26 protein-coding genes and 1 pseudogene are annotated in these 24,785 nt (G+C 63.3%); 19 read left to right on the top strand and 8 right to left on the bottom strand.

Annotated features, from left to right (window positions below; translation table 11 throughout):
• Positions 1-61 precede the first annotated feature (61 nt).
• The 9 genes and pseudogenes from RLEG4DRAFT_RS35555 (at position 62) to RLEG4DRAFT_RS35515 (ending at position 10,483) form a co-directional block, all read left to right on the top strand.
• Positions 62-745 (top strand): DNA-3-methyladenine glycosylase I, encoded by a 684-nt coding sequence (locus RLEG4DRAFT_RS35555; protein WP_003584112.1) that lies wholly within the window; start codon positions 62-64, stop codon positions 743-745.
• A gap of 71 nt (positions 746-816) precedes the next feature.
• Positions 817-1,518, top strand: coding sequence for an SDR family NAD(P)-dependent oxidoreductase (locus tag RLEG4DRAFT_RS35550; protein WP_003584111.1), 702 nt, complete (start codon positions 817-819; stop codon positions 1,516-1,518).
• An 85-nt stretch (positions 1,519-1,603) separates the two neighbouring features.
• Positions 1,604-1,969: a VOC family protein gene (locus tag RLEG4DRAFT_RS35545; RefSeq protein ID WP_003584110.1), complete on the top strand. Its 366-nt coding sequence runs from the start codon at positions 1,604-1,606 to the stop codon at positions 1,967-1,969.
• Between the two features lie 329 nt (positions 1,970-2,298).
• Positions 2,299-6,069, top strand: coding sequence for a peptidoglycan-binding protein (locus tag RLEG4DRAFT_RS35540; protein ID WP_003584109.1), 3,771 nt, complete (start codon positions 2,299-2,301; stop codon positions 6,067-6,069).
• A 247-nt stretch (positions 6,070-6,316) separates the two neighbouring features.
• Complete coding sequence (locus tag RLEG4DRAFT_RS35535) at positions 6,317-7,240, top strand: sulfite exporter TauE/SafE family protein (protein WP_003584108.1); 924 nt, start codon at positions 6,317-6,319, stop codon at positions 7,238-7,240.
• Positions 7,240-8,040 carry a TIGR02186 family protein gene (locus RLEG4DRAFT_RS35530; RefSeq protein WP_003584107.1) on the top strand — a complete coding sequence of 267 codons (801 nt, stop codon included), beginning with the start codon at positions 7,240-7,242 and terminating at the stop codon, positions 8,038-8,040. The genes RLEG4DRAFT_RS35535 and RLEG4DRAFT_RS35530 overlap by 1 nt, the downstream gene beginning before the upstream one ends.
• Positions 8,041-8,221: 181 nt before the next feature.
• Positions 8,222-8,780 (top strand): annotated as a pseudogene (locus RLEG4DRAFT_RS35525) (dihydrofolate reductase family protein).
• 106 nt (positions 8,781-8,886) lie between these two features.
• Positions 8,887-9,873, top strand: a complete 987-nt coding sequence (locus tag RLEG4DRAFT_RS35520) for an alpha/beta hydrolase family protein (RefSeq protein ID WP_003584105.1) — start codon at positions 8,887-8,889, stop codon at positions 9,871-9,873.
• A gap of 28 nt (positions 9,874-9,901) precedes the next feature.
• Positions 9,902-10,483 carry a transglycosylase SLT domain-containing protein gene (locus RLEG4DRAFT_RS35515; protein ID WP_003584104.1) on the top strand — a complete coding sequence of 194 codons (582 nt, stop codon included), beginning with the start codon at positions 9,902-9,904 and terminating at the stop codon, positions 10,481-10,483.
• Positions 10,484-10,525: 42 nt separating this feature from the next.
• Here RLEG4DRAFT_RS35515 and pdeM read toward each other — a convergent pair whose 3' ends face one another.
• The 3 genes from pdeM to RLEG4DRAFT_RS35500 are packed head-to-tail and all read right to left on the bottom strand — an operon-like array spanning position 10,526 to position 14,482.
• Positions 10,526-11,251 carry a ligase-associated DNA damage response endonuclease PdeM gene (gene pdeM / locus RLEG4DRAFT_RS35510; protein ID WP_003584102.1) on the bottom strand — a complete coding sequence of 242 codons (726 nt, stop codon included), beginning with the start codon at positions 11,249-11,251 and terminating at the stop codon, positions 10,526-10,528.
• A 25-nt stretch (positions 11,252-11,276) separates the two neighbouring features.
• A complete protein-coding gene (locus RLEG4DRAFT_RS35505) occupies positions 11,277-13,802 on the bottom strand; it encodes a ligase-associated DNA damage response DEXH box helicase (RefSeq protein WP_003584099.1) in 2,526 nt (841 codons plus the stop codon).
• 47 nt (positions 13,803-13,849) lie between these two features.
• Entirely contained in the window at positions 13,850-14,482 is a 633-nt protein-coding gene (locus RLEG4DRAFT_RS35500; RefSeq protein ID WP_003584096.1) for a YitT family protein, read from the bottom strand.
• A gap of 132 nt (positions 14,483-14,614) precedes the next feature.
• On the opposite strand from RLEG4DRAFT_RS35500, the gene RLEG4DRAFT_RS35495 reads away from it, so the two are divergent.
• The gene (locus RLEG4DRAFT_RS35495) at positions 14,615-15,115 is read left to right on the top strand and encodes an RrF2 family transcriptional regulator (protein WP_003584095.1); all 501 of its coding nucleotides are present in this window, start codon (positions 14,615-14,617) and stop codon (positions 15,113-15,115) included.
• Positions 15,116-15,137: 22 nt separating this feature from the next.
• Positions 15,138-15,599, top strand: coding sequence for a carboxymuconolactone decarboxylase family protein (locus tag RLEG4DRAFT_RS35490; protein WP_003584093.1), 462 nt, complete (start codon positions 15,138-15,140; stop codon positions 15,597-15,599).
• Between the two features lie 68 nt (positions 15,600-15,667).
• Here RLEG4DRAFT_RS35490 and RLEG4DRAFT_RS41075 read toward each other — a convergent pair whose 3' ends face one another.
• From RLEG4DRAFT_RS41075 to RLEG4DRAFT_RS35480, 3 genes are all read right to left on the bottom strand, one after another.
• Positions 15,668-15,829: a hypothetical protein gene (locus tag RLEG4DRAFT_RS41075; protein ID WP_171898209.1), complete on the bottom strand. Its 162-nt coding sequence runs from the start codon at positions 15,827-15,829 to the stop codon at positions 15,668-15,670.
• A gap of 98 nt (positions 15,830-15,927) precedes the next feature.
• Positions 15,928-16,563 (bottom strand): YitT family protein, encoded by a 636-nt coding sequence (locus tag RLEG4DRAFT_RS35485; protein WP_003584089.1) that lies wholly within the window; start codon positions 16,561-16,563, stop codon positions 15,928-15,930.
• Positions 16,564-16,769: 206 nt separating this feature from the next.
• Positions 16,770-17,702 carry a class I SAM-dependent DNA methyltransferase gene (locus RLEG4DRAFT_RS35480; protein ID WP_003584087.1) on the bottom strand — a complete coding sequence of 311 codons (933 nt, stop codon included), beginning with the start codon at positions 17,700-17,702 and terminating at the stop codon, positions 16,770-16,772.
• A gap of 175 nt (positions 17,703-17,877) precedes the next feature.
• Here RLEG4DRAFT_RS35480 and RLEG4DRAFT_RS35475 point away from each other — a divergent pair, with 175 nt between their 5' ends.
• The 3 genes from RLEG4DRAFT_RS35475 (at position 17,878) to RLEG4DRAFT_RS35465 (ending at position 20,072) form a co-directional block, all read left to right on the top strand.
• Positions 17,878-18,144: a DUF6460 domain-containing protein gene (locus tag RLEG4DRAFT_RS35475; protein WP_003584085.1), complete on the top strand. Its 267-nt coding sequence runs from the start codon at positions 17,878-17,880 to the stop codon at positions 18,142-18,144.
• A gap of 1 nt (position 18,145) precedes the next feature.
• A complete protein-coding gene (locus RLEG4DRAFT_RS35470) occupies positions 18,146-18,643 on the top strand; it encodes a CAP domain-containing protein (RefSeq protein ID WP_003584083.1) in 498 nt (165 codons plus the stop codon).
• A gap of 82 nt (positions 18,644-18,725) precedes the next feature.
• The gene (locus RLEG4DRAFT_RS35465) at positions 18,726-20,072 is read left to right on the top strand and encodes an MATE family efflux transporter (RefSeq protein ID WP_003584081.1); all 1,347 of its coding nucleotides are present in this window, start codon (positions 18,726-18,728) and stop codon (positions 20,070-20,072) included.
• Here RLEG4DRAFT_RS35465 and RLEG4DRAFT_RS35460 read toward each other — a convergent pair.
• Together RLEG4DRAFT_RS35460 and RLEG4DRAFT_RS35455 are read right to left on the bottom strand one after the other, a co-directional pair.
• Positions 20,048-21,136 (bottom strand): quinone-dependent dihydroorotate dehydrogenase, encoded by a 1,089-nt coding sequence (locus RLEG4DRAFT_RS35460; RefSeq protein ID WP_003584080.1) that lies wholly within the window; start codon positions 21,134-21,136, stop codon positions 20,048-20,050. The two genes, RLEG4DRAFT_RS35465 and RLEG4DRAFT_RS35460, sit on opposite strands and share 25 nt — an antisense overlap.
• Positions 21,133-21,486 (bottom strand): DUF952 domain-containing protein, encoded by a 354-nt coding sequence (locus RLEG4DRAFT_RS35455; RefSeq protein ID WP_003584078.1) that lies wholly within the window; start codon positions 21,484-21,486, stop codon positions 21,133-21,135. Before RLEG4DRAFT_RS35455 ends, RLEG4DRAFT_RS35460 begins: the two co-directional genes overlap by 4 nt.
• 118 nt (positions 21,487-21,604) lie before the next feature.
• Here RLEG4DRAFT_RS35455 and RLEG4DRAFT_RS35450 point away from each other — a divergent pair, with 118 nt between their 5' ends.
• The 5 genes from RLEG4DRAFT_RS35450 to RLEG4DRAFT_RS35430 all read left to right on the top strand — a co-directional run bounded on the left by RLEG4DRAFT_RS35450 (position 21,605) and on the right by RLEG4DRAFT_RS35430 (position 24,733).
• Positions 21,605-22,003, top strand: coding sequence for a hypothetical protein (locus RLEG4DRAFT_RS35450; RefSeq protein WP_037095023.1), 399 nt, complete (start codon positions 21,605-21,607; stop codon positions 22,001-22,003).
• A gap of 90 nt (positions 22,004-22,093) precedes the next feature.
• On the top strand, positions 22,094-22,741 hold the full coding sequence (locus tag RLEG4DRAFT_RS35445) for a response regulator (protein ID WP_003584075.1): 648 nt from the start codon (positions 22,094-22,096) through the stop codon (positions 22,739-22,741).
• Positions 22,742-22,843: 102 nt separating this feature from the next.
• Positions 22,844-23,518, top strand: a complete 675-nt coding sequence (locus RLEG4DRAFT_RS35440) for a S24 family peptidase (protein ID WP_003584073.1) — start codon at positions 22,844-22,846, stop codon at positions 23,516-23,518.
• An 11-nt stretch (positions 23,519-23,529) separates the two neighbouring features.
• Positions 23,530-24,237: a thermonuclease family protein gene (locus RLEG4DRAFT_RS35435; protein WP_003584071.1), complete on the top strand. Its 708-nt coding sequence runs from the start codon at positions 23,530-23,532 to the stop codon at positions 24,235-24,237.
• 82 nt (positions 24,238-24,319) lie between these two features.
• Positions 24,320-24,733: a tellurite resistance TerB family protein gene (locus tag RLEG4DRAFT_RS35430; RefSeq protein ID WP_003570543.1), complete on the top strand. Its 414-nt coding sequence runs from the start codon at positions 24,320-24,322 to the stop codon at positions 24,731-24,733.
• Positions 24,734-24,785: the final 52 nt, after the last annotated feature.

The raw sequence follows: 24,785 nt of genomic DNA, 5'->3' as shown, positions 1-24,785 counted from the left end.
CCATCGTGGAACGGCGTATAAGCGGGAAGGCTCTTTAGACCGCAGATCGGGATGTTTCAGGATGATCAGTTTCGAGGTGATAAGGCAGCGGGCCGAGCAGCGAAAAGGCGGAGCGGCGGCGCTGCAGGCATTGCTTGAGAAACATCGGCCGGATCACGACCGGCTGCGCGCCATGCCCGACGATCGCATTCTCGCCGATATGACCCGGCGGATCTTCTACAGCGGCTTCGTCCAGAAGGTGATCGATGCGAAGTGGCCGGGTTTCGAGACGGCGTTTTCCGGTTTCGATCCGGCAATGCTGAATATCGCACCCGACGATTATTGGCACGAACTGACCTCGGACGAACGGATCATTCGCAACGGCGCGAAGATCATGTCTGTTCGGGCCAATGCCGCCTTTGTCAGGGAACTTGCGCGGGAACACGGCAGCGCCGGCGTCTTCTTGGCCGACTGGCCGCGGGAAGACCAGATCGGCCTTCTCGACCTGTTGAGCAAAGGCGGCAGCCGGCTCGGCGGCATGACCGGACAATATTTCCTGCGGGGCATCGGCCGCGACAGCTTCGTCGCGACGATGGATGTGCTGGCCTGCCTCAGATCGGCCGGCGTGCCGCTCTCCGCTTCCGGCACGGCGAAGAAAGACCAGCCGCTGATCCAGCAGGCCTTCAATGGCTGGGCTGATGAGACCGGGCTTTCCTTCATCCATCTCTCGCGCATCAGCGCCTATTCGATCGATGCAGAGCACTGAAATTCGCCCGGGCGGTAGCGAAATCTCTCCGGACTTCCTACGTCTTCCGGACGATCCGTCGAGGAGTTGATATGACCGACTTTCCCCATGGCAGCGCGCTGATCGTCGGCGCCGGCGCCGGCATCAGCGCATCGCTCGCCCGGCAATTGTCGGCGCTGGGCGTCAAGGTCGGGCTTGCCGCCCGCAATGTCGAAAAACTTCAGCCGCTCATCGAGGAGACCGGCGCCAGCGCCTTTAGCGCCGACGTCTCGCAACCGGCGAGCGTCGCCGCATTGTTCGAAGAGGCGGCTGCCGCGATCGGCGGGCCTGAGGTGGTGATCTTCAATGCCAGCGCCCGCCTGCGCGGGCCGCTCGCCGAACTCGATCCCGCCGAGGTGGAGCGCGCGATCGCGACCACCGCTGTCGGCGGCTTTCTGGTGGTGCAGCAGGCGGCGCGGCGCATGATCCCGCGCGGCCGTGGCGCCATCCTTATCACCGGCGCCTCGGCCAGCGTGAAGGGCTTTGCGCAATCGGCCCCCTTCGCCATGGGCAAGTTTGCGCTGCGCGGCCTTGCCCAGAGTGCGGCCCGCGAACTCGGGCCAATGGGCATCCATATCGCCCATTTCGTCATCGACGGCGCGGTGCGCTCGCAGACCCGGCCGGATCGGGAAGAGAAGCCCGATGCCACGCTCTCGCCGGATGCGATCGCCCAGACCTATATCGACGTGCTACGCCAGCACCGCAGCGCATGGTCGCTGGAGGTCGAAGTCCGGCCCTGGACGGAGAATTTCTGAGCGCCGCGACAGGTTGACAAGGCGACTTTCGCGGCCGGTTGATACAGGCTAGACTTTACCGTCAACGCTGGCTGGGAGGACACCGATGCCGCGCCTGGACCATGTCACGATCGATACCCGCGATGCGCTCGTCATGATCGGCTTCCTCAAGACCGTGCTCGGCGTCGAGGAAGGCTATCGGCCACCCTTTGCCTCGCCGGGCCACTGGCTCTATCTCGACCAACGCCCGGTCATCCATCTCAGCCTGACATCGCGCAGCATCGATTTTCCGCCCGGTATCTTCAACCACGTCGCCTTCAGCCTTTACGAATTCGGCCCGGCGCTGGAGCGCATCAAGGCGAGCGGCTATCGCTACGAATATTACGATATTCCCGAGACCGATCTCGGCCAGGTCTTCGTTTACGGCCCCGAAGGCGTGAAGATCGAGCTGCAATATCCCAGGCCGGCCTGAGGGCGCCGCGGCCCTTCGATCCGACGAATTGTACGGCAATTGCCTGTGAAAACGGCGTTTGGGACACAAACGTTAAAAAATTCTCATCGATATTAACGGCTTGTTTACCACGTTTCGTGAAAGGTGCGGATTGAGCAATAGCAATCCGCATTCCTTTTTCCAGTCTCGCGTTTCCCAGGGATGCCGCTACATCGTTCAGCTTGAGGAAAGTCTAATTGACTAACTTCTGATGAAAGATGCGCTCCGGCCCGCGTGAAGACGCTGGCCACAGACGGAAAAGCCAAGGATCGAGCTCTGACGAGAGGTCGAGCAGTCGAAGCGAGCAAAAGATGAACGGATCGCGATCAAATCCTTCCCGACAGTCCGACAGGACCTCGCTCGATGCGCTGAACCGCACGATCGAGGGGCTGGAGGCGCGCATCGAAGGGCTGATGGGCAGCGGGCGCGAACAGCGGCCGCGCCCGGCAACGGCCGAGCGCGATCCCTATGCCGGCTCCAACGCTCCGCGGCCCGCAAGGCCACCGCTCGAACAGCGGCCGGACCCGCTCGCCGAAATCCGCCAGCGCCAGCGCGCCCTCGAAGCGGGCCGAGAGCGGCCCTACACTCGCGAGCCGGCCCCGCAGATGCGCGAACCCGCACCGCGCGCCGCCACACCGCAGGCGGCACCCGCCTTTCGCGCCGGCGATGACACGATGACGGAGATCGCCCAGGCGCTCGTCAACCTGCGCCAGGACCTGAAGCGCGACATTTCCGAGGGCGTCACCCGCGAGATGAACGCGCTGCGCAGCGAACTTCGCGAGATCAAGATCAATGCCGGCGACGGCCGTTTCGCCGACGACATGCGCGCCGATATGGGCCGCCTTGCCCAGAGCATCACCCAGCTGACCGGCCGCTCGGCCGGCCCGGAGGCCGCCGGCCTGCGCGAGGATTTCGAGGAGCTGCGCTCGCTGATGGACGGGCTGGCGCGCGAAGATTCGCTGCGCCACATGGAAAACCGCTGGGACGGCTTCGAGAACCGGCTTGCCGCACTCGATACCGAGGGGCTGCAGGAAGAGCTGGTTTCGCTCGCCTACCGCCTCGACGACATCAAGCGCCATATCGGCGGCATGGGCGAAAGCCCGGCGGTCCGGGCGCTGGAGGACAAGCTCATTGCCATCGCCACGGCGATGGAACAGTTCGGCAATATGATCCAGCCGCACGACCGGGTCATGTCCGAACAGTTTGCCGCCATGGACATGCGGCTCGACGAGATCAGCCGGGCGATCGCGGCCAGCGGACGTGCGGCCGCCACCAACGATCCGGCGCTGATGCAGCGGCTGGAAGGCCGGCTTGCGGCGCTCGCCGATCAGATCGACCTGATGAGCCATGATGCGGCCAACCGCGTGAACCCGGCCGACGAGCTGGCGATGCGGCTGGAGGCGCTGACATCTCGCGTCGAGGAGCTGACGAAGGCGGAAGCGACGTCGCGGCTCGACGAGCGGCTGGAACATCTGTCCTATCTGCTGGAGCATACGCAGAAGACCGCGCAACCCGACCTCACCGGACCGCTTTCCGACATTTCCCGCAAGATCGACGCGCTCGAGAACGGCGCGGTCAACGACGTGCTGGCGCAGCGGCTCGACTATCTCGCCCGGCGCATCGACGAGATGGCCTATCAGCCGCCGGCGCCAATCGCCGCCGTCGATGACGGCGCCTTCCAGCGTCTCGAAGGACGGCTGAGCGACATTGCCGCCCGCCTGGAAGAGAGCACGGCGGCAGCGCCGACCGATCCGCAGGCACTGAAGAACCTCGAAGACCAGATCGCTAATCTTTCGGCCCTGATGAGCGCGCCGCGTGAAAGCGCTGCGATCCCCGCCGATCTCGACAGGCGCATGGGCGCGATCGAAGATTATATGGCGACCAGCGATGAATATATCATCGAGGCGGCACGCCAGGCGGCGGAAGCCGTCGTCGAGGCCTATTCGCGCCATGGCGGCCCGCAGGGCGGCGTGCCCGCCGCCGACCTGTCGGCGCTGACGGCGCTGGCCGAGGATCTGCGCCACCTCGAGGATATCAGCCGCGACAGCGAGGAGCGTACGCACAAGACCTTCAAGGCGCTGCACGAGACGCTGGTGCATATCGCCGACCGCCTCGACGGCATGGAAGAGCGCGGCGGGCGGCTTAGCGCCCAGATGCCGGTGGCCGACGTCGATTTCGATGTCGATCCCTACGCGCTGATGGTGGCCGAGGCCGAGATGAACAAGGCGCCGGCGGCCGCCCCGGCGCCGAAGGCCTCTCCTGTCATCCACACCGCAGAGGTCGCGGCCGAACCTGCCGCTCCGGCACAAGCCATCGCCATGAGCGGAACGAGCGCGATCGCCATTGAAGCCGCGACCAGGACGCCGGAGACGGCGACAGCGGCGTCGGCAAAGGTCAGCCTGCTCGCCAGCCTCGGCAAGCGGCTGCTGCCCGGCAAGAAAGCCGAAACCCGCGCAACCGAACGCCCGATGATCGACCCCGCGCCGTCGATCGATCCGACCGACGTGGTGCCGACGGATGCGGCAAACGAGCTGCTCGAGCCGGGCTCGGGCACCCCCGACGTCAAGAAGATCCTCGAGCGTGTCCGCGCCAGCCAGAGTGCTGCACGCGGCAAACCTGCAGCCGAAACCGATCGCGCCGATTACATCGCCGCTGCCCGCCGCGCCGCGCAGGCAGCCGCGATGGAAGTCGACGCCAATCCGAAGCCGGCAGCCGTCAAGGCCGAGAAGAAGGGCGCGAAGACCGATGCGGCCGGCAAGCCTTCCGACAAGACAGGCAAGACCAGCGCCTTTTCGCGCTACCGGCGGCCGATCCTGCTGGCGGTCGGCGCCGTGCTGCTCGCCATCATGGCCTTTCCGCTTGCGAGAACGCTGACGAGCGGCGAGCGCGCACCGCAGGCGCCAGCCGAGGTCTCGGCACTGACCGGCGCGGCGGAAACCCCGCCTCCGGCCTCGCCTGAAGTGATGCCCGCCCAGCCGGACGGCAATGCGGCAGAAACGGCCGCTACCACAGCGGAGGCGACGCCACCCGCCGGCGAGCAGACACCGGCTGAAGCAGCCCCGCCGGTTGCCGGCGATCATCTGACCGACGCGACACCGCTCGACGGCGAAGGCGCCGCCACCTTAGCCCCCGCCCCGACCGGCGCAGCGCCGGAGACATCGGGCTTCGTTGCAAATACGCCAGCGGCATCCGCACCGCAGGCCGCTATTACCATTCCCGACACCATCCAGCCGAAATCGCTTGCCGATGCGGCGCAGGGCGGCGATGCGCTGGCGCTGTTTGAGATCGGCGCACGCTATTCCGATGGCCGCAACGGCATCACGGTCGATCAGAAGCAGGCGGCGAGCTGGTACCAGCTTTCGGCCGACAAGGGTTTTGCGCCGGCTGAATACCGGCTCGGCAGCATGTACGAGAAGGGCAACGGCGTCGAACGCGACATCGCCAAGGCCAAGGGCTTCTACGAACAGGCGGCCAACCAGGGCAATGCCAGCGCCATGCACAATCTCGCCGTGCTTTACGCCTCCGGCGCGCTCGGCCAGCAGGATTATGCGACGGCGGCCTCGTGGTTCACCAAGGCCGCCAACCTCGGCATCACCGACAGCCAGTTCAACCTGGCGATCCTCTGCGCGCGGGGCAACGGGGTTCCGGCGGATCTCGAAGAATCCTACAAATGGTTTGCGATTGCCGCCAAGGCCGGCGACAAGGATGCAGCGCAGAAGCGTGACGAAGTGGCCAATGCCATGAAGCCGGACCAGCTCGAACGGGCGCGCGCCAAGGCCGATCTCTGGAAGCCGGAGCCGCTCGACCACCGCACCAACACCATCGACATTCCGGACGAATGGGCGGGAACGGGCCTGAAGACGGCCACCGTCGACATGAAGAAGGCGATCCGCAACATCCAGGCGATCCTCAACAATAACGGCTTCGACGCCGGAACAGCGGATGGCGAAATGGGCGCGAAGACCGTGACCGCAATCAAAAGCTTCCAGAAGTCGATCGGCCAGGAGCCGGACGGCAAGGTGACTGATGCGACTGTCAAGGCGCTGCTCGAACGCAACAAGCAGGGCGCCAAGGCAATCTAGGAACAGCTTGGCGGCACTATGCCGCAAGGCTTTCCCCAATTTTTCTGCCGCTCGTCACAAAACCTGAAAAAAGCCGGAATATGCGGGAGATATCGATCCGCGCATCGCCGAATCTCCTGCCATCGATCTCCATCGCCAATCAGGGCCGATCGAAAGCCTCTGGCAACGATTTCACAGTATGGTGCGCATTCGAACGGGGACGTGACGGAAACCGCCCGGCAGGCGCGGTCATCATTCGGGGTCGGTTGTGACAATCTATCTGCCCATCGCAGAATTGTCGGTGAACATTTTCATCATTCTCGGCATGGGGGCGGCCGTCGGATTCCTGTCTGGAATGTTCGGCGTCGGCGGCGGCTTTCTGATTACGCCGCTGCTGATCTTCTACAATATTCCCCCGGTCGTTGCGGTGGCGACCGGCGCGAACCAGGTTGTGGCCTCGTCGATATCGGGGGCGATCACCCATTTCCGGCGCGGCACGCTCGACGTCAAGCTCGGCACGGTGCTTTTGATCGGCGGCCTCACGGGGGCGACGGTCGGCATCTGGATCTTCTCGCTGCTGCGCTCCATCGGCCAGCTCGATCTGATCATCTCGCTGATGTATGTCATCTTCCTCGGCACGGTCGGCGGGCTGATGCTGCTCGAAAGCATCAACGCCATGCGGCGGGCGGCGCGCAACGAACCGCCGGCGGCACGCAAACCCGGCCACCAGCACTGGGTGCACAGACTCCCGCTCAAGGTGCGGTTCAAGAAGTCGAAGATCTTTCTCAGCGTCATTCCGATCGTCGCGCTCGGCTTCGCGATCGGCATCCTGACCTCGATCATGGGTGTCGGCGGCGGCTTCATCATGGTGCCGGCGATGATCTACCTGTTGCGCATCCCGACCAATGTCGTCGTCGGCACGTCGCTGTTCCAGATCATCTTCGTCACCGCCTATACGACGATCGTGCAGGCGGCGACGAATTTTTCCGTCGATATCGTGCTCGCCTTCATCCTGATGGTGGCGGGCGTCATCGGCGCGCAATACGGCGTGCGCGTCGGCCAGAAGCTGCGCGGCGAGCAGCTGCGCGCTCTGCTCGGCTTGCTGGTGCTTGCCGTCGGCCTGCGTCTGGCGATCGCCTTGGTGGTGACGCCTGCGGACGTCTATTCGGTGGTGATGGGAGCCGGCAAGTGATGCGCCTGCTTGCCGCCGCCATCGCGCTTCTCTGCCTGCTGCCGGCGGTGGCCGGAGCGCAATGGCTGCCCGGGCAGCCGACCGAAACCGTGCGCGAAGGCCTGGAAATCGGCACGTCGACCAGCGAAATCGCTATTACTTCGGATTTCCACGGCGCCGATCTGACGATCTTCGGGGCGCTGTCGAATACTGACCAGTTGCTGCTCGCCATCGGCCAATATGACGTGGTTGTGGTGCTGGAGGGGCCGCGCCAGAATGCGACAGTGCGCAAGAAGGAGCGTGTCTTCGGCATCTGGGTGAATACGCGCTCAATGACCTTCGAATCCGTGCCGCACTCCTATTCGATGTCGAGTTCGCGAATGATCGACGACCTGACGACGCCGCTGGAACTGACCGATCAGGGGATCGGCATCGATCACATTCCGCTGACGCCGGTCGGCTTCGTCGGCGATGGCAGCAATCTCGGCGAATTCCGCGATGCCTTTCGGCGGCTGCAACAGGGCGGCGGGTTCTACGACCGCAACCCGAGCGGCGTGCGCTTCGTTTCCTCCAACCTCTTCAAGGCCAGCCTGCGCCTGCCGGCCAACATTCCGAACGGCGTCCACACCGTGCGCGCCTATCTCTTCAAGAGCGGCAATCTGGTGACTTCGAAATCGCTGCCGCTGCGGGTCATCAAGACCGGCATCGAGCAGACGATCACCGACGCGGCGCATGGCCAGCCGATCCCCTACGGCTTTGCGTCCGTGCTGCTCGCCGTCATCACCGGCTGGGGCGCCAGCCTGATCTTCCGCAAAGACTGAGCCGCGCCGGCACTGGACTCAGGCAATTTCCACAGCAGCTCCCGAAAAGGTGGCGCGGTTCTCCCCCGGAGCCGCCGGCCCTACTTGTCGCTCGTTAAAACCGCTTGCATTTCGCCACCGGTTGACTTTTTAACCAGTTGCGAAAGACAACCAGTTAACTGCGGCCCCAAGGAGGATGGAAATGAGAAAGCTTATCGTTTGGAATCTGATGACGCTCGACGGTTATTTCGAAGGCACGAAGCCGTGGGATATCGACTTCCACAATCTCGCCTGGGGGGCCGGAGCTGCAGCGTTATGCCGAGCAGTTCGGGGAAGAGGGCGATCTCTTGGTCTTCGGCCGCAAGACCTATGAGGGCATGGCCTCCTACTGGCCGACCGCCGAAAGCGAAGACACAATCAAGGCCTATATGAACGGCATCGCCAACATCGCCGTGTCGAGAACAATGACCGAGCCCGGCTGGAACAATGCCCGCATCGTCAGCGATCCGATCCCCGAATTGACTCGACTGAAGCAGGAGGACGGCAAGACGATCTTCATCTTCGGCAGCGCGGAGCTTGCCGACAGCCTGCTGAAAGCGGGTCTTATCGATGAAATCAGGGTCTGCGTGGTGCCCGTCATCCTCGGCGGCGGCAACCCGCTCTTCAAGCCTTCGGAGGGCCAGGTGCCGCTGAAGCTCATCGAATCCTCGACGACACAAGGCGGCGCGGTGATCCTGCGCTACGAGCCCGTGAAACAGTAGCGTGTTAGACTATCTGATGACGCCGGCGGCCCAATCTGTGGCCGCATTCGGCTTTTCCTGCGGAAATGGCGCCACTATCATCGTCCCCGTACATGGGAGATGGAGCATGGCAGAAGGCGCTGACCTGCCGTTTGCGGAAGACCAAGATGAACGGCCGGCGGTGGATACACCGGTGGAGATCCGATGCAGCGACGGCGTGATGCTGGGCGGCCACCTCTGGACCCCCGGCGGGGCGCAGGCTCGCGCCAGCGTCATCATCAATCCCGCGACCGGCGTGTTAGCACGTTATTATCACCGTTACGCCCAGTTTCTCGCCGCTCACGGTTTCGACGTCCTGACCTATGACTACCGCGGCATCGGGCTTTCGCGGCCGGCGCGGCTCCGCGGCTGCGGTTATCGCTGGCGGGAGTGGGGCGAAAAGGACTTCGACGCGGCGCTGCGGTTCATCGACGGACGGGCGGACCAGCCGCTTTACATCGTCGGCCACAGCATCGGCGGTTTTCTGCCGGGCCTCTCGAAACATGCCGGCCGGATCGACCGCATGCTGACGATGGGCGCCCAATACGCCTATTGGCGCGATTATGCGCCGGCGCGCCGGATACGGCTGCTGATGAAATGGCACGTCACCATGCCGGCGCTGACGGCGCTCTTCGGCTATTTTCCCGGCAAACGGCTCGGCTGGCTCGAGGATCTGCCGGCCGGCGTCGCCCATGAATGGAGCTTTCGCCGGGCGCGCATGGAAATGAGCCACCCGGCCGCGGAGCGGGACGAGGTGCTCAAGCGTTTTGCTGCGGTGACCGCACCTATCCTGGCTGTCGCCATGTCGGACGACGAACTCGGAACCGTGCCGGCGATCCGTCGCACGCTTGCCTATTTCCGCAACGCCGAGATCGACGAAGTGCTGTTACATCCCGCCGATCTCGGCTTCGCGGCGATCGGCCATTTCGGCCTGTTCCATGCACGTCATTGCGAGGGCTTCTGGCGCGATAGCGTCCTCTGGCTGCGCGACGGCATCCATCCCTGGCCGGCGCAGGCAGCTCCCCAGAGAAGTTCGTATTCGACTAAAAACCGGTTTTTAACATTTACGAGTTAGCAATCTCTCGGAAACGAGAGGTTTTGTTATGCGTACTCGTATCGTTCTGACCGCCGTCGGTCTCGCGCTGCTGGCCGGCTGCGCGACCGCGCCGAAGCAGACGCGGAACATCTGCGCCGTCTTCGACGAGCGCGACGGGCTTTTCTCCAGCTGGCAGCGTGCCGCCGAGCGGACGGAGAAGAAATACGGCGTGCCGGTGCCGATCCTGATGGCGACGATGTATACCGAATCCGGCTTCCAGCCCTATGCACGGCCGCCGCGCACCAAGCTGTTCGGCTTCATTCCCTGGACCCGGCCTTCGACCGCCTACGGCTATTCGCAGGCGCTCGACGGAACGTGGGATCACTATCAGTCGCAGACCGGAAACTGGACGGCGCGGCGGGCGAACTTCGCCGACGCGATCGATTTCATCGGCTGGTATCATGCCCAGAACAGTGCCGAGACCGGCATTCCGCTGAACGATGCCTATAATCTCTATCTCGCCTATTACTCCGGCCCGACGGGCTACAAGCGCGGCGACTGGCGCTCGAACGGACAATTGCAGCAGACGGCGCAGAAGTTCGCCCGGATGGCAGGGACCTATCAGCAGCAGTTGCAGGGGTGTGATTGAATTTGAAGGTGTGCCGTGTGGTTCCCCCATCGAGAACTGGCACTACCCCCGCAAATTCCCATATCTGACCGAATAAATCCGATCACGCCCCAAGAGATGCGCCACCAGTGACGCTTTGTCGAACAGGCCTTTCATCGCCTGATGACCGAGATCCAGGCCGCCGCTCATGACGCCGAAGGCGGGCATCAGCAGGCGGGCGCCGTCGGTGGCAAAACAGGGGCGGCGGACGGATTTTTCACGGCGGCGCACGGTCGCCGACGGGTGCAGGTGGCCGGCGATTTCACCGCTCTGCAGGCCGTATTTCGGCTCGTGGCGGAAGGTCAGGCCGGCATAGTGCATTTCGTCGACGCAAGCGCCGGGCAGATCGACGACGCCGTCGGGATCATGGTTGCCATTCACCCAGATCCATTCGCGGCCGCGCGCCATCGCGACGATCAGCGCCCGGAAATTCTCGGGCAGATGTGCGGAGCCGATGCGATCGTGGAAATTGTCACCGAGCGAGATGACAAGCTTCGGATCATAACGCGAGATGACGGCGGCCAGCACGGTCAGTGTGGCCAGCGTATCGTAAGGCGGCAGCATCATGCCGCGGCGGGCGAAGGCGGCGCCTTTTTCCAGATGCAGGTCGGAGACGACGAGCAGGCCGGCATCCGGCAGGTAGAGGGCGCCGAGCGGATCGCAGATGGTGGCAATGCCGTGGACCGATGTCTCGATGCCCGGCACCGCGGCAAGTCCCGATATGTTGCGCGCCAGCGCCAGGCGGTTCATCACGGTCGTTATTCCCAAACAAGTTTCAGGCCAGCGCCTCGGCGATCAGGTCGTCCGCCGCTTCGGCCAGCAGCGCGTCATGAGCCTCGCCCGGCACCGCCTCGCGTCCAATCTCCAGCATCACCGGCACGGCGAGCGGGGAAATATGGTCGAGCGGGCGATGGGTGATGTGGCCCCTGATTCGCATCAGCATATCGCCAAGACGCCTTATATCCAAAAGTCCGGTTGCCGCATCCTGCCGCGTCGCCTGCAGTAGGATGTGATCGGGCTCGTGACTGCGCAGCACGTCATAGATCAAATCGGCCGAGACGGTGATCTGGCGGCCGCTCTTTTCCTTGCCCGGATGGCGACGCTCGATCAAGCCTGCAATCACGGCGCAATTGCGGAAGGTGCGCTTCAGCAGGAAGGATTCGTCGAGCCAGGCTTCGAGATCGTCACCGAGCATATCCGCGTCGAAGAGGTCGGAGAGGTTCAATCGGCCATTGCCGATCAGCAGCCCCATATCTTCGAGACCCCAGACGGCCAGCGAATAATCGGTGGCGACGAAGCCGAGCGGCTTGGCGCCCGCCCGCTCCAGCCGGCGGGTGAGCAGCATGCCGAGCGTCTGGTGGGCGAGACGGCCTTCGAAGGGATAAGCGACCATATAGCCGCGGCTGCCGCGCGGGAAGGTTTCGATCAGGAGCTCGTCGCGCTTCGGCAGCATCGACTTGTCCTGCTGCAACGACAGCCAGTCGCGCACCTGGTCCGGCAGGCGGCGCCAGCGGTCGGGATCGGCGATCATCGTGCGCACCTGCTCGGCAAGGTAGGTCGACAGCGGAAACTTACCGCCATTATAGGAGGGGATCTTCGGATCGAGCGAAAAGGCCTGCGAGGCCAGGCATTCATTTTCGCGGATGCCCTCGAAGCGCAGCACCTTACCGGAGAAGACGAACGTATCGCCCGGCGACAATTGCTCGAGGAAATATTCCTCGACCTTACCCAGCGTGGCGCCGCCGCGGCCGATCCTGCCGCCCTCGCCGCGCTTGACCATGCGAATGTTCAGCATCGGGCTTTCGACGATGGTGCCGAGGTTGAGGCGGTATTGCTGGGCAACGGCTGGATTGGAGACGCGCCAGCGGCCTTCCGCGGTCTTGCGGATGCGGGCGTAACGCTCATAGGTTCGGAGCGCATAACCGCCGGTCGCGACGAAATCGACGATGCGTTCGAAGGTTTCCCAGCTGAGATCGGCATAGGGCGAGGCGCAGATGATTTCATCGTAGAGTTCCAGCATGTCGAAAGGTTCGGCGCAGGCCATGCCGAGCACATGCTGGGCGAGCACATCGAGCGCGCCGCGACCGACCGGCGGCGTGTCCTGGGCGCCGATATAATTGGCGTCGAGGGCAGCCTGACACTCCATGACCTCGAAACGGTTGGCGGGCACGAGGATCGCCTTCGAGGGCTCGTCCATGCGGTGATTGGCGCGGCCGATGCGCTGGGCAAGACGCGAGGCGCCCTTCGGCGCGCCGACATGGATGACCAGATCGACATCGCCCCAGTCGATGCCGAGATCGAGCGTCGAGGTGGCGACGACGGCGCGCAGCCGGTTTTCGGCCATCGCCGCCTCGACCTTGCGGCGCTGGCCGACATCGAGCGAACCGTGATGAAGGGCGATCGGCAGGTTGTCGTCATTGATCGTCCAGAGCGCCTGGAAGAGCATTTCGGCCTGGCTGCGGGTATTGACGAAGAGCAGCGTCGTCTTGTGTTCGAGCAGCTGCTTGTAGACATCGGGAATGGCGTATCGAGCGGCATGGCCGGCCCAGGGAATATGCTCTTCGGTAGACAGGATCGAAATATCGGGTTTGGCGCCGCCTTCGACGACGACCAGGCCGGCATGATGTTCGCTGCCCTCTTGCCCCCCGCCTTCCTGTTGGGCGACCAGCCATTTCTGCAGATCCATCGGCTCGGCGACGGTCGCCGACAGGCCGATGGTTTGGAGGCCGGGGGCAAGGCGGCGCAGGCGGGCAAGGCCGAGCGACAGCATATGGCCGCGCTTGGAGGTGACGAGCGAATGCAGCTCATCGAGGACCACATATTTCAGATCCTTGAAGAAGCGCTCGGCCTCGCGGTTGGCCAGCAGCAAGGCGACCTGTTCCGGCGTCGTCAGCAGAATATCCGGCGGGTTGAGCTTCTGGCGCTGGCGCTTGGCGTTTGGCGTATCGCCGGTGCGGTTTTCTATGGTGACGGGCAGGCCCATCTCCTCGACCGGCTTCATCAGATTGCGCTCGATGTCGATCGCCAGCGCCTTCAGCGGCGAGACATAGAGCGTATGGATGCCGGTGAAGGCGGAGCCGGGCGGAATGCGGCCGCGGCGGGTGAGATCGGTGAGCGACGGCAGAAAACCGGCGAGCGTCTTGCCCGCGCCTGTGGGCGCAATCAACAGCGTGCTTTCACCGGCCTCGGCCCGGGCAAGCAGTTCCAACTGATGGGCGCGCGGACGCCAGCCCTTTTCCGCAAACCAGCGGGTAAAGGCGGCAGGCAGCAACGTGCGGGCTTCGGAATCGATCTGGTCCACGTTGTGAACGTAGTGAAAACCCGACGAAAAAGAAGGGCGTCCTTCCCTTACATCGCGATATAGCGGTCCTTGCGGTGGTTGATGGCAATCGTCAGGTTGAGCACGACCGCACCGAGCACGGAGCAGGCAATGATGAAGGGGCTGGCGACGAAGAAGGATAGCGCCAGGATAACACAGTCGAAGCCGAGCTGGACGAGGCCGGCACGCCAGCCGAGACGATCCTGGATATAGAGGGCGAGGATGCCGATGCCGCCGAGGCTGGCGCGATGACGGAAGAGCGCCAGCATGCCGGCGCCGATGACGAGACCGCCGAACAGCGCACCGGCGATAGGATTGACATGCGCAATGCCGATGAAACCAGGGACGAATTCCGACAGAACGGACGTCAGCGCGATGGCGGCGAAGGTCTTGAGGGTGAAGGCGGGGCCCAATCGGCGGAAGGCGAGATAATAGAAGGGCAGGTTCACTGCAAAGAAGCAGAGGCCGAAGCTGAAGCCGGTCGCATAATGGGCGAGGAAGGCAAGGCCCGCCGTGCCGCCGGCAAGCAGTCCGGCGCCGGAGAGAAGCGAGACGCCGAGCACGGCGAGCATGCTGCCGGCGATGATGCCCTGGGCGTCGTCGAACCGCGAGTGGCGATCGGCGCTGGTATTCAAAAGGCCTGCGAAGGCGTTGGATGCCATGATGTTCCCCTGTCGGCTTTTTCGCTTTCTATCCGGCACCGGAATAAAGGCAAGCGGCAAGCAGCGAGAGCAGCTCTTGACAGCCGGGATAATCATGGATATTTTTTATCTACGAATCGAGGGGATGCCGGCATGAAGATGAGCGAAGGGGTTGAGCAGGCCATTCACAGCGTCGCCATGCTTTCCAGTCTCTCCGAAGGCGGCGTGCTTTCCGCCGCCGCACTGGCGGAATTCCACGGTGTGTCGACGAGCTATCTGCTAAAACATCTGCAGGCGCTGTCGGGTGCCGGCCTCCTCGATACCGTGCCGGGGCCGAGGGGCGGATATAGACTGGCGAAGGCGCCGGACGAGATTTCGCTGCTCGATATCCTGCTCGCCGTCGAGGGCCCGGCGCCGGCTTTTCGCTGCGCCGAAATCCGCCAGCGCGGGCCGAACCCGGTTGGCGATCGTTTCTTCGCCAAGCCCTGCAACATCAGCGCGGCGATGCTCAGAGCCGAAAAAGTCTATCGGGCCGAACTTGCCAAGACCAGCATTGCCGATCTCGGCATCGAATTGAATGCCCTCGACGACGGATCGATCGCAGCTAGAGGCTGCGCCTTCCTTGAAATCCATGAACGCAAGACGGCTCGCTGAGCCCTAACCCAAGGAGAAGACCATGCAACCGCGTTTCAACTTCGCCAAAGCCGCCCCCGATGCCTACAAGGCAGTCGTCGCACTCGAGCAATATGTCCAGACCTCAGGGCTGGAGCGCCGCTTCATCCACTTGATCAAGCTGCGCGCCTCGCAGATCAATGGCTGCGCCTATTGCGTCGACATGCACGTGAAGGAAGCCCGCCACGACGGGCTCAGTGAGCAATGGATCAACCTGATGTGCGTCTGGCGGGAATCGCCGATCTATGACGTCCGCGAGCGCGCCCTGCTCGGCTGGGTCGACGCAGTGACCAACCTTGCCAATACAGGCGCACCGGATGCCGACTACGAGGCGCTGAAGGCGCATTTCTCCGAAAAGGAGATGACTGAGATCACCGTAGCGATCGGCGCGATCAACATCTGGAACCGGCTTGCGGTCGGATTCCGCTCGCAACATCCGATCGATGCGGCCACGAAGGCAGCCTGATCGAAATCGGCTGACAGGGAATTATCCCGGCGACCGACCCGAAACGTTCGGGTCGGTTGAATCTTGCGTCATCTGCGATCGGCTGTGCGGACGGCGACGGCATCAAGGCCTTCAGAGAGGTCGATGCTATTGAACAAGTCGCGGACCACCTTTGCGATTTCCTCTGCGGAAGCGCCCTTGGAATATTCTTCCTGCATGCGGCGTCTCACTAATTTTTCCAAATCTGACATAGGTCACCTCATCAAATCCGGCGCGATGAGGAGTGTCGCGCCACGGTCGACCTGAGGCAAGTTACGTTTTTTTTAGAATAGCTTACCGATTTTTAATGTTACAGCGCGATGTAGCGGTCCGACCGGTGGTTGATGGCGACGAAGAGGTTGAGGACGACGGCGCCGAGGACGGAGTAGAAGACGATGGGCGGGGTGGTGACGAAAAAGGCGGCGGCAAGCACGCACATGTCGATGGCGAGCTGGACGAGGCCGGCGCGGATGCCGAAACGCTCCTGCAGGTAGATGCCGAGAATGCCGACGCCGCCGAGGCTGGCGCGGTGGCGATAGAGCGCCAGCACGCCGAAGCCGAGCAACAGGCCGCCGAGAAGGGCTGCCCAGGCCGGATGAATGCTCGAAATGGAAAAGAAACGCGACTGCACGTCTGATAGCACCGAGGTCAGGCCGATGGCGATGAAGGTCTTGATCGTGAAGGCCATGCCGAGACGCTTCCAGGAGAGATAGAAGAACGGCAGATTGAGCAGGAAGAAGGCGAGCCCGAAATTGACGCCGAAGGCATAGTGCAGCAGGAAGGCGACGCCGGCCGTGCTGCCTGTAAGAAGCCCGGCGCTGGCGAGCACATAGAGGCCGAGTGCTGCAACCAGGCTGCCGCAGAAGATGCCCTGGACGTCTTCAACAGCGGTATGGCGCGTCGCGCTGGTGTTCCAGAAGCCAAGGGCATAGATGCGCTGTGTCATGTCGCCGGTCTCCAATAGCAGACGAGTTCGGGAACGCCGGGGGAAGAGCCGGACGCGAAAGATTTTCAATGTGAATGAGCCGGAGCGCCCGCCGTTTTTCGCTGCGCCCTCTGCCGATACCTCTGCAATATCAGGCTTTTCTGGTTTCGATCAAGTGCAATAGGTAAGGCTTGCTGACCTATTAAAAAATCGCAAGAAATGTTCGCTTAGGCCGGCTTGCGCGTAAGGAACAGAATGCCGGCAACCGGTTTGCCGCCATCTTTGCGAATGACCGTCTTGACGATCTCGAGGATTTCGAAGCTGTGACGGGCAAGCAGCAGCCTGACATAGGCTTCCGAATGGGCATAACGCAGCGACGGCGCGAGATGGAAGCTCCCGCTGTCGCCGGCATCCTCGACGGAAAAGGCGATATCGGCGCCTGAAGCCGTGAGGTCTTCGATGATCGCAAAGACGCTCTCGAGATTGCCGAGATACATCAGCACGTCGGCTGCCGTCACTAGGTCGGCGCGCCGGCGGGCCGCACCTGCAAACAGGCCGGAAAGATCCGGCGCGAGCGACAGATCTGCCTGGGCGAGGCTGTCATAGAGCTTTTTCTCGGCGGCCTTGGACAGCATGTTCTGCGAGAGGTCGAAGCCTTCGAGCCGGCCGACGCGGCTGCGGATCTCCGGGCCGAGCAGGCCGGTGCCGCAGCCGAGATCGACGGCACATGGATAATGCCTGCCGGTGGAGGAAACGAGCGCCGCAAGCTTCTGCGGCACGCTGTAGTCGAGTTTTTCCACAAGTGCCGATTCGAAGCGATCGGCGTAATCATCGAACAGGCGCTCGACATAACGGCTCGGCGGCCGGTCGGGCGTGGCAGCGTCGCCGAGTAGGGCGAGCTTGAGGGCCGCACCGAAAATATCGTCCGGATCGAGGCTGAGCGTCTTGCGATAGGCTTCGATCGCGGCTTGACCCCTGCCCGCCTTTTCGCGGTAGGTGGCAAGACGATACCAGCCGGCGGCCCAAGCGGGCACGAGTTCCAGTGCCTGTTCCATCAGCTCGGCGGCGGCTTCCGGCTCGCCGCCTTCTTCGAACATCCGGGCATAATCGGCGCGGCGGTCGGCGATGACATCGCCTGAGGAAAGCTGGTGGGGCTGCATCATCGGCTCTTTATTTTAGGCATGTCGTTGCGCTGCACAGTTTTGCACTGGCCCGCATCTGGCGGCGGCCACAAAAAAACTCAAGTCCTATTTCAGAGGCGAAGCGGCCAATTCCGGAAAGGGCTTGCGGGCAATGCGCCGCAACCTTATTCCAAGGGCAAACAGGAGATGGCGCATGTCCGATCAGGTGAACAAGTTCCTCGGCGATTCCTTCGCCCGCACATTGATAAAGCTTATCGTGGTGTCGCTGATCGTCGGTTTCGTCATGACCGTCTTCGGCCTGACGCCGTGGAACATCATCTACGGGTTCCGGGACTTCATCCTGGAAATCTGGCATCGGGGCTTTTCGGCGCTCGGACGCGTCGGCGACTATCTCATCCTCGGGGCGACGATCGTCATCCCGCTCTTCGTCATCCTTCGTCTTTTCAGCTATCGCCGGTAACATGATATCGATCGATCTTTCCAGGCGCGGCCTGCTCGTCCTTTCCGGATTTGCGCTCGCCGCCGGCATTGCCGGATGCACCACCACCCCGCACATTGCCGGCACACCGTCGAACGGCGAGGATGAGACATTGAGCGTCCTGCCGCTCGTCAACCAACTGAGAGCGAAAAACGGCCTGCCGCCGCTCAGCCCCGATCCGGCGGCGCAGACTGCCGCCCTCTTCCAGGCCAAACGCATGGCAAGCGCCGGCAAGATGGCGCATTTGATGGGGATGACCGACAGTTTCGGCGCCCGCGTCAAGGCGAGCGGCGTCCAGCTGCCGGCGGCCGAAAATATCGCGTCCGGCCAGCAGAGCGTCGATGCCGTGGTGACGGCCTGGATCAACTCGCCGCATCATCTGGAAAACATGCTCGGGCGCTATGACGGCCTCGGCGTCGCCGTCGCCCACAATTCGTCTTCCAGGAACCTGCCCTATTGGGCCATGGTGCTTTCCAGCTGAGGCGATTCGGCCGGCTGCATGAAGTGTGACAGCGTCCTCCCTGTGTCCGAAAGACGCGTGGCGCTGTAGCGACGAGGCCCCGATGGATACGCGTACCAATCCCAACACGCTCGCTTTCGACGTGACGCACCGGTTGGTGCTGTCGATCGCCATTCCGATGACGCTCGGCTTCATGACGACGCCGCTGCTCGGGCTGACGAGCACCGCCGTCGTCGGCCGCATGGGTGATGCGGAAGCGCTGGCGGGGCTGGCGATCGGCGCCATGCTCTTCGACCTCATCCTCGGCAGCTTCAACTTCCTGCGTGCCTCGACGACAGGATTGACGGCGCAGGCCTATGGCCGGCGGGACCAGCACGAGCAACAGGCGGTTTTCTGGCGGGCTTTGATTTCGGCGCTCGGCTGCGGGCTGGCGCTGCTCTGTCTTTCGCCGTTGTTGATGACGGCGGGATTGAAGCTGATGGGCGCGGAAGGGGCGATCGCCGAGGCGACCGGCACCTATTTCGCGATCCGCATGCTGGCGGCGCCGGCCGCACTTGCGAATTACGCCATCCTCGGTTTTGTGCTCGGGCGCGGACAGGGCAAGGTCGGATTGCTGCTGCAGGCATTGATCAACGGCGTCAACATCCTGCTTTCCATCTATCTCGGCCTGTCGCTCGGCTGGGGCGTGGCCGGGGTCGCATGGGCAACCATGGCCGGTGAGGCGGTCGGGGCGATCGCCGGACTTTTCATCGTGCTCAGCGGCTTTCACAAGGCCGAGCGGCCGGGATGGCCGGAGATCTTTTCCCGGCACCGGCTGGCCGAGCTTTTCGCGCTCAACCGCGACATCCTGATCCGCACCTTCGTGCTGATTGGCGCCTTCACCATCATGACGCGGATCGGCACCGGCTTCGGTGCAGTGACGATGGCCGCCAATGCCGTGCTGATGAATTTCTTCCTGCTGTCAGGCTATTATCTCGACGGGCTGGCCAATGCCGCAGAGCAGATCACGGGCCGGGCGATCGGCGCGCATTACCGGCCGGCCTTCGACCGCGGGCTGAAGCTGACGACCTTGTGGTCATTCGGACTGGCGGCAATCGCTTCGGCCTTCTTCTTTCTCGCCGGCCCCTGGCTGATCTCCGTGCTGACGACGTCGCCCGAGGTGCAGCATGCGGCCGAAACCTATCTTCCCTGGGCGGCGGTGACCGGACTGACCGGGGCGCTCGCCTTCCTGATGGATGGCGTCTTCATCGGCGCGACATGGTCCGTCGATATGCGCAACCGGATGCTGATATCCTTTGCCGGCTATCTCTTGATGCTCGCCATCTTCGTGCCGCTCTTCGGCAATCACGGCCTGTGGCTCGCGATGAATGCCTTCCTGCTGTTTCGCGGTTTCTTTCTGGTGATGCTGGTCAAGCCGCGGGCCGATCAGACTTTTCGCGCCGCCCAGTAATCGAGCCTGCTATCGCGCAGCTCGCGGATCGATCTGACCTTTTCACGGTCCAAGAGTTTGGAGAGGCCGCGGACGATATCGCCGGCCAGACCAGGGCCTTCATAGACCATGCAGGAATAGAGCTGGACGAGATCGGCGCCCGCCCTGATCTTCTCCAGTGCGGTTTCGGCCGAGGAGACGCCGCCGACGCCGATGATCGGCAAATCAGGGCCGACGCGCTTGCGCATCCTGGCGAGCACCGCCGTCGACTTTTCGAACAGCGGTACGCCGGAGAGGCCGCCCGCCTCCTTGGCCTGGCGCTGATCCTTGAGCCCCTCGCGCGACAGCGTGGTGTTGGAGACGATCAGACCGTCCAGCTCATGCGACAGCGCCTCGGCGGCGATATCGTCCATGCCTTCCTCGGTCAGGTCAGGGGCGATCTTCAGCAAAACCGGGACCCTGCGGCCGGATGTCTCCGCCATCTCGTCGCGCGCCGCCAGCACGGCCGAAAGCAGCGCCGCAAGGCTTTCGCGCGCCTGCAGATCGCGCAGGCCGGGCGTGTTCGGCGAGGAAATATTGGCGGTGAAATAGCGTGCGACGGAATAAAAACGGCGGATACCGGCGACATAGTCGGCGATGCGATCTTCGCTATCCTTGTTGGCGCCGATATTGACGCCGATCATGCCACCGCCGGTCAGCGCGGCAAGTCTGACATAAGCGGCGTCATGGCCTTCATTGTTGAAGCCGAGGCGATTGATGACGCCTTCATCCTCGACCAGGCGGAAGATGCGCGGGCGCGGATTGCCGGATTGCGGCTTCGGCGTCACCGTGCCGATCTCGGTAAAGCCGAAGCCGAGCTTCAGCAGCGCCTCCGGCACCTCGGCATTCTTGTCATAACCCGCCGCCATGCCGAGCGGGTTTTCGAAGATAAGGCCGGCGACGGTCTGGCGAAGGCGCGGATCCGGGGTGATCTGGCAGGCAGGCACGAGGCCGGATTTCAGCGCGGCGATCGACATGCCGTGCGCCGTTTCCGGATCGAACAGGAAGAGACCCTTGCGGGCGATGCGCTTGAAAGGATCGATCATGGCTGCAGCTCCGGGAAGATATGGGCACCGCCTTGGTCGAGCGGCAGCGGCGCTTCCCAGAGCACGGCGGCAAGCGGCAGATCGGCATAGAGATGCGGAAAGAGATCGCCGCCGCGCGAGGGTTCGAAGATCAGCTTATCACCGAAGCCGCTGCCATTAACGGCAATCAGCAGCAGGCCGGACTGGCCGGCAAAATGCAGGGCGGCGGTCTGCTTCACCTGGTCTGCCGTCGAAAAATGGATGAAGCCGTCCTTGAGATCGATGCCGGCGCCATCAAAAACACCGGCTTGTCTGGCTTGCTGCCAGAGCGTTTCCGTCACGATCTTGTAAAGGGTCGGTGTCACGCTCATCATGGGCTCGCGATTGCTGGTCCTCGGTCATCAGGGCTTTGCCGGAAAGAGGCGGCGATGTCCACGCCCCGGCAGTTAAAAACGGGATCGGCAGAAACAAATTCCGGAGGATGAGATGATGAAGTTTTTGGTTCTCACACTTGGCGTTCTACTCCTGCCGCTTGGCGCCGCCGCAGCCGAGGCCGATGCGAGCCGGTTCCAGCTGGAAAAGAGCGGCGACCATTTCGTCCGGCTCGACCGGCAGACCGGGGCGATGTCGATCTGCCAGGACAAGGACGGTGCCCTCGTATGCCGGATGGCCGCCGACGAGCGGGCAGCCTATGAGGACGAACTCGACCGGCTTTCCGAGCGGGTGACGAAGCTGGAACAGGGCGGGCTCGCCCAGCGCGCATTGCCGAGCGATGCCGAAGTCGACCGCTCGATCAGCATCATGGAGAAGATGATGAAGAGTTTCATGGGGATGGTGAAGGAGTTCCAGGCCGAGGAAAACGCCAATCGCCTTCCGCAGAAGACCTGATCTGATATAGTCATTTCAGAAAGCGGGCATGCAACGCGGTGGGATAGCGTTACATGCGGGGATGATCGAGCTCTTGGGAGGGAGTTTTCGATGCGGGAACAGACCATCATCATTGCGGACGATCATCCGCTGTTTCGGGACGCGCTGCGCCAGGCCGTCATCGGCATGGAAGGCCGGCAGGCGATCGTCGAGGCCGGCGATTTCGCGGCCGCACGCAAGGCGGCCGGCGCCCATGCGGATGCCGACCTGATGCTGCTCGACCTCGCCATGCCCGGCGTCAGCGGTTTTTCCGGCCTGATGGCGCTGCGCTCCGAATTTGCCAGCCTGCCGATCATCATCGTCTCGGCAACCGATGACGCGACGACAATCCGCCGGGCGTTGGAACTCGGCGCTTCCGGCTTCATTTCTAAATCCGCCGGCATCGACGACATTCGCCGCAGCATCCAGACGGTGCTTGCCGGCGATATCGCCACGCCGGAAAACTACCGCGACGGCCAGGAGCAGGATCCCGATGTCGCCGACCTGATCCACCGCCTGCATACGCTGACGCCGCAGCAGAGCCGGGTGCTGACCATGCTCGGCGAAGGGCTGCTGAACAAGCAGATCGCCTACGAACTCGGCGTCTCCGAGGCGACGATCAAGGCGCATGTCTCGGCGATCCTGTTGAAACTGGATGTCGACAGCCGGACGCAGGCAGTCATCCAGCTCGGCAAGATCAACATGGCGATGGTCGCCTGAAACGCCTGCGATAACAGGATTTTATTCCTCCTTTAGCTTTACTCGGGCGGCCCGGTCGGTTAATATTCCGCGCGGATGAGCCGCGCATGGAATCGGGCGCCTATGCTGTCACACGACCAGATCTGGGGAGCGATCGACAGGCTTGCCGAACGGCACGCGCTGACGCCATCCGGTCTTGCGCGGCGCGCCGGGCTCGACCCCACCTCCTTCAACAAGTCGAAACGCCTATCCGCCGACGGGCGGCTGCGCTGGCCCTCGACGGAATCGATCGCCAAGGTGCTCGACGCGACCGGGGCGAGCATCGAACAGTTTCTTGCCTTCCTGCGGCCGGGCGCCGAGCTTTCAGAACAGCGGACCAAGCAGCAGGAAGCAGCGGTTCCGCGGCAGGGCAGCTCGATTCCGCTACTCGGCTTCGCCCAAGCCGGCGCCGGCGGCTTCTTCGACGATGGCGGCTTTCCGGCCGGCCAGGGCTGGGACGTGGTGGATTTTCCGGCGGCCCCGTCGACATCAGCCGTCTATGCGCTGGAGGTACAGGGCGAGAGCATGATGCCGCTTTACCGCGACGGCGACGTGCTGATCGTCGAGCCGGGGGCGCAGGTGCGCCGCAACGACCGGGTCGTCGTGCGCACAAACGAGGGCGAGGTGATGGCCAAGGTGTTGCTGCGCCAAAGCCCGCGGTCGATCGAGCTGATGTCGCTCAATTCCGAACATCCCAACCGCACCCTCGAACTTTCCGATGTCGATTGGATCGCCCGTATCATCTGGGCCAGTCAATAGGAAGATATTCCATGCGCCCTGCCGCCATCTTCACAGGTCTCACAGGGATGGCGGTGGTGGCCAGCCTGCTGATGGCGGGCGAAACAAGGCTGCGGGGCGGCGCGGCCGGCGACGAGACGGTCTCCACCGAGACAACCGCGCCCGGAACGGCTGATGCCACGCCGGAGGCCGGCGAACCGGCGGCGATCTCGGACGACCGGGCCGAAATGATCGCCCGCTCGGCGGCGCCGGCGGCACCGCCCTCCCCAGCGGCAACCGAGAGCGCGGCGCCCAAACCCGCCGATATTGCCCAGCAAGCGACGTCGGCCGACTCAGCGGCAAAACCGGCCGCGAAAAAGCCGATGGAGCTCGCGCGGCCGGCGGTCGAAAATGCCGGCATGCTGTCCTTCGGCGAGCGCAGGCTTCAGCTTGCCGGTATCGTGCCGACGCCGGCCGACAAGATATGCGGGCCGACGGGCCGGCAATGGCCCTGCGGCATGCTGGCGAAGACGGCGCTGCGCCAGCTGTTGCGCAACCGCAGCATCGCCTGCGATCTCGAGACGGCCGAATGGAAGGAAACGGTGACGACCGCCTGCCGGCTCGGCACGCAAGATCTCGGCGCGTGGCTTGTCGAAAACGGCTGGGCTGAGGCAGCGGCGGGTTCGCCGCTTGCATGGGCCGCCGAGAAGGCCAGGCAGGCTGGAAAAGGCCTTTATGGCGACGACCCGCGCCTGAGATAAGCGGCGGCCTTGACAGGGAGCCGATCCCTTGTAATGCCGACTGCCAATTCCCACTCTGGGCTGATCGAAAAAGGAATCAGAGATGAACAAGCCGCTTTCCGCCCATGATGCGCTGATCTACGTGATGGTGATGGCCTCCGCCGTCGACAGCACGATGAACGACCGGGAGATGGAAAGGATCGGACAACTGATCGGCTTCCTGCCTGTTTTCCGGGATTTCGACGACGACAAGCTGATTTCGGTGGCGCGCGACTGCGCCTCGCTGCTGGCCGGGCCCGAAGGCCTCGACGTCGTTCTCGAAACCGTGCGCGACACCCTGCCGGCAAAACTCTACGACACGGCCTATGCGCTGGCCGTCGAAGTCGCTTCCGCCGATCTCTCTGTGAAGGCCGAGGAACTCAGGCTGCTCAGCCTGCTGCGCGACCGGCTCGGCCTCGACAAGCTCACCTGCGCGGCGATCGAGCGCAGCGCCATTGCCCGTTTCCGCAAGGGATAAGCTTGAAACTCTTTGTTTTATGCATGTCGTTATCCCAAAACCGCTGCACAGT

It is taken from the genome of Rhizobium leguminosarum bv. trifolii WSM2297, assembly GCF_000271845.1.
Note: the sequence above shows the minus strand (reverse complement) of the source record. Positions and strands in the feature narration are given on the sequence as shown.

Bases quoted from the DNA above. Each gene is read 5' to 3' on its own strand.
- RLEG4DRAFT_RS35555 (WP_003584112.1), top strand. From the start codon at position 62: ATGATCAGTTTCGAGGTGATAAGGCAGCGGGCCGAGCAGCGAAAAGGC.
- RLEG4DRAFT_RS35550 (WP_003584111.1), top strand. From the start codon at position 817: ATGACCGACTTTCCCCATGGCAGCGCGCTGATCGTCGGCGCCGGCGCC.
- RLEG4DRAFT_RS35545 (WP_003584110.1), top strand. From the start codon at position 1,604: ATGCCGCGCCTGGACCATGTCACGATCGATACCCGCGATGCGCTCGTC.
- RLEG4DRAFT_RS35540 (WP_003584109.1), top strand. From the start codon at position 2,299: ATGAACGGATCGCGATCAAATCCTTCCCGACAGTCCGACAGGACCTCG.
- RLEG4DRAFT_RS35530 (WP_003584107.1), top strand. From the start codon at position 7,240: ATGCGCCTGCTTGCCGCCGCCATCGCGCTTCTCTGCCTGCTGCCGGCG.
- RLEG4DRAFT_RS35520 (WP_003584105.1), top strand. From the start codon at position 8,887: ATGGCAGAAGGCGCTGACCTGCCGTTTGCGGAAGACCAAGATGAACGG.
- RLEG4DRAFT_RS35515 (WP_003584104.1), top strand. From the start codon at position 9,902: ATGCGTACTCGTATCGTTCTGACCGCCGTCGGTCTCGCGCTGCTGGCC.
- pdeM (WP_003584102.1), bottom strand. From the start codon at position 11,251: ATGAACCGCCTGGCGCTGGCGCGCAACATATCGGGACTTGCCGCGGTG.
- RLEG4DRAFT_RS35500 (WP_003584096.1), bottom strand. From the start codon at position 14,482: ATGGCATCCAACGCCTTCGCAGGCCTTTTGAATACCAGCGCCGATCGC.
- RLEG4DRAFT_RS35495 (WP_003584095.1), top strand. From the start codon at position 14,615: ATGAAGATGAGCGAAGGGGTTGAGCAGGCCATTCACAGCGTCGCCATG.
- RLEG4DRAFT_RS35490 (WP_003584093.1), top strand. From the start codon at position 15,138: ATGCAACCGCGTTTCAACTTCGCCAAAGCCGCCCCCGATGCCTACAAG.
- RLEG4DRAFT_RS41075 (WP_171898209.1), bottom strand. From the start codon at position 15,829: ATGTCAGATTTGGAAAAATTAGTGAGACGCCGCATGCAGGAAGAATAT.
- RLEG4DRAFT_RS35485 (WP_003584089.1), bottom strand. From the start codon at position 16,563: ATGACACAGCGCATCTATGCCCTTGGCTTCTGGAACACCAGCGCGACG.
- RLEG4DRAFT_RS35480 (WP_003584087.1), bottom strand. From the start codon at position 17,702: ATGCAGCCCCACCAGCTTTCCTCAGGCGATGTCATCGCCGACCGCCGC.
- RLEG4DRAFT_RS35475 (WP_003584085.1), top strand. From the start codon at position 17,878: ATGTCCGATCAGGTGAACAAGTTCCTCGGCGATTCCTTCGCCCGCACA.
- RLEG4DRAFT_RS35470 (WP_003584083.1), top strand. From the start codon at position 18,146: ATGATATCGATCGATCTTTCCAGGCGCGGCCTGCTCGTCCTTTCCGGA.
- RLEG4DRAFT_RS35465 (WP_003584081.1), top strand. From the start codon at position 18,726: ATGGATACGCGTACCAATCCCAACACGCTCGCTTTCGACGTGACGCAC.
- RLEG4DRAFT_RS35460 (WP_003584080.1), bottom strand. From the start codon at position 21,136: ATGATCGATCCTTTCAAGCGCATCGCCCGCAAGGGTCTCTTCCTGTTC.
- RLEG4DRAFT_RS35455 (WP_003584078.1), bottom strand. From the start codon at position 21,486: ATGAGCGTGACACCGACCCTTTACAAGATCGTGACGGAAACGCTCTGG.
- RLEG4DRAFT_RS35450 (WP_037095023.1), top strand. From the start codon at position 21,605: ATGAAGTTTTTGGTTCTCACACTTGGCGTTCTACTCCTGCCGCTTGGC.
- RLEG4DRAFT_RS35445 (WP_003584075.1), top strand. From the start codon at position 22,094: ATGCGGGAACAGACCATCATCATTGCGGACGATCATCCGCTGTTTCGG.
- RLEG4DRAFT_RS35440 (WP_003584073.1), top strand. From the start codon at position 22,844: ATGCTGTCACACGACCAGATCTGGGGAGCGATCGACAGGCTTGCCGAA.
- RLEG4DRAFT_RS35435 (WP_003584071.1), top strand. From the start codon at position 23,530: ATGCGCCCTGCCGCCATCTTCACAGGTCTCACAGGGATGGCGGTGGTG.
- RLEG4DRAFT_RS35430 (WP_003570543.1), top strand. From the start codon at position 24,320: ATGAACAAGCCGCTTTCCGCCCATGATGCGCTGATCTACGTGATGGTG.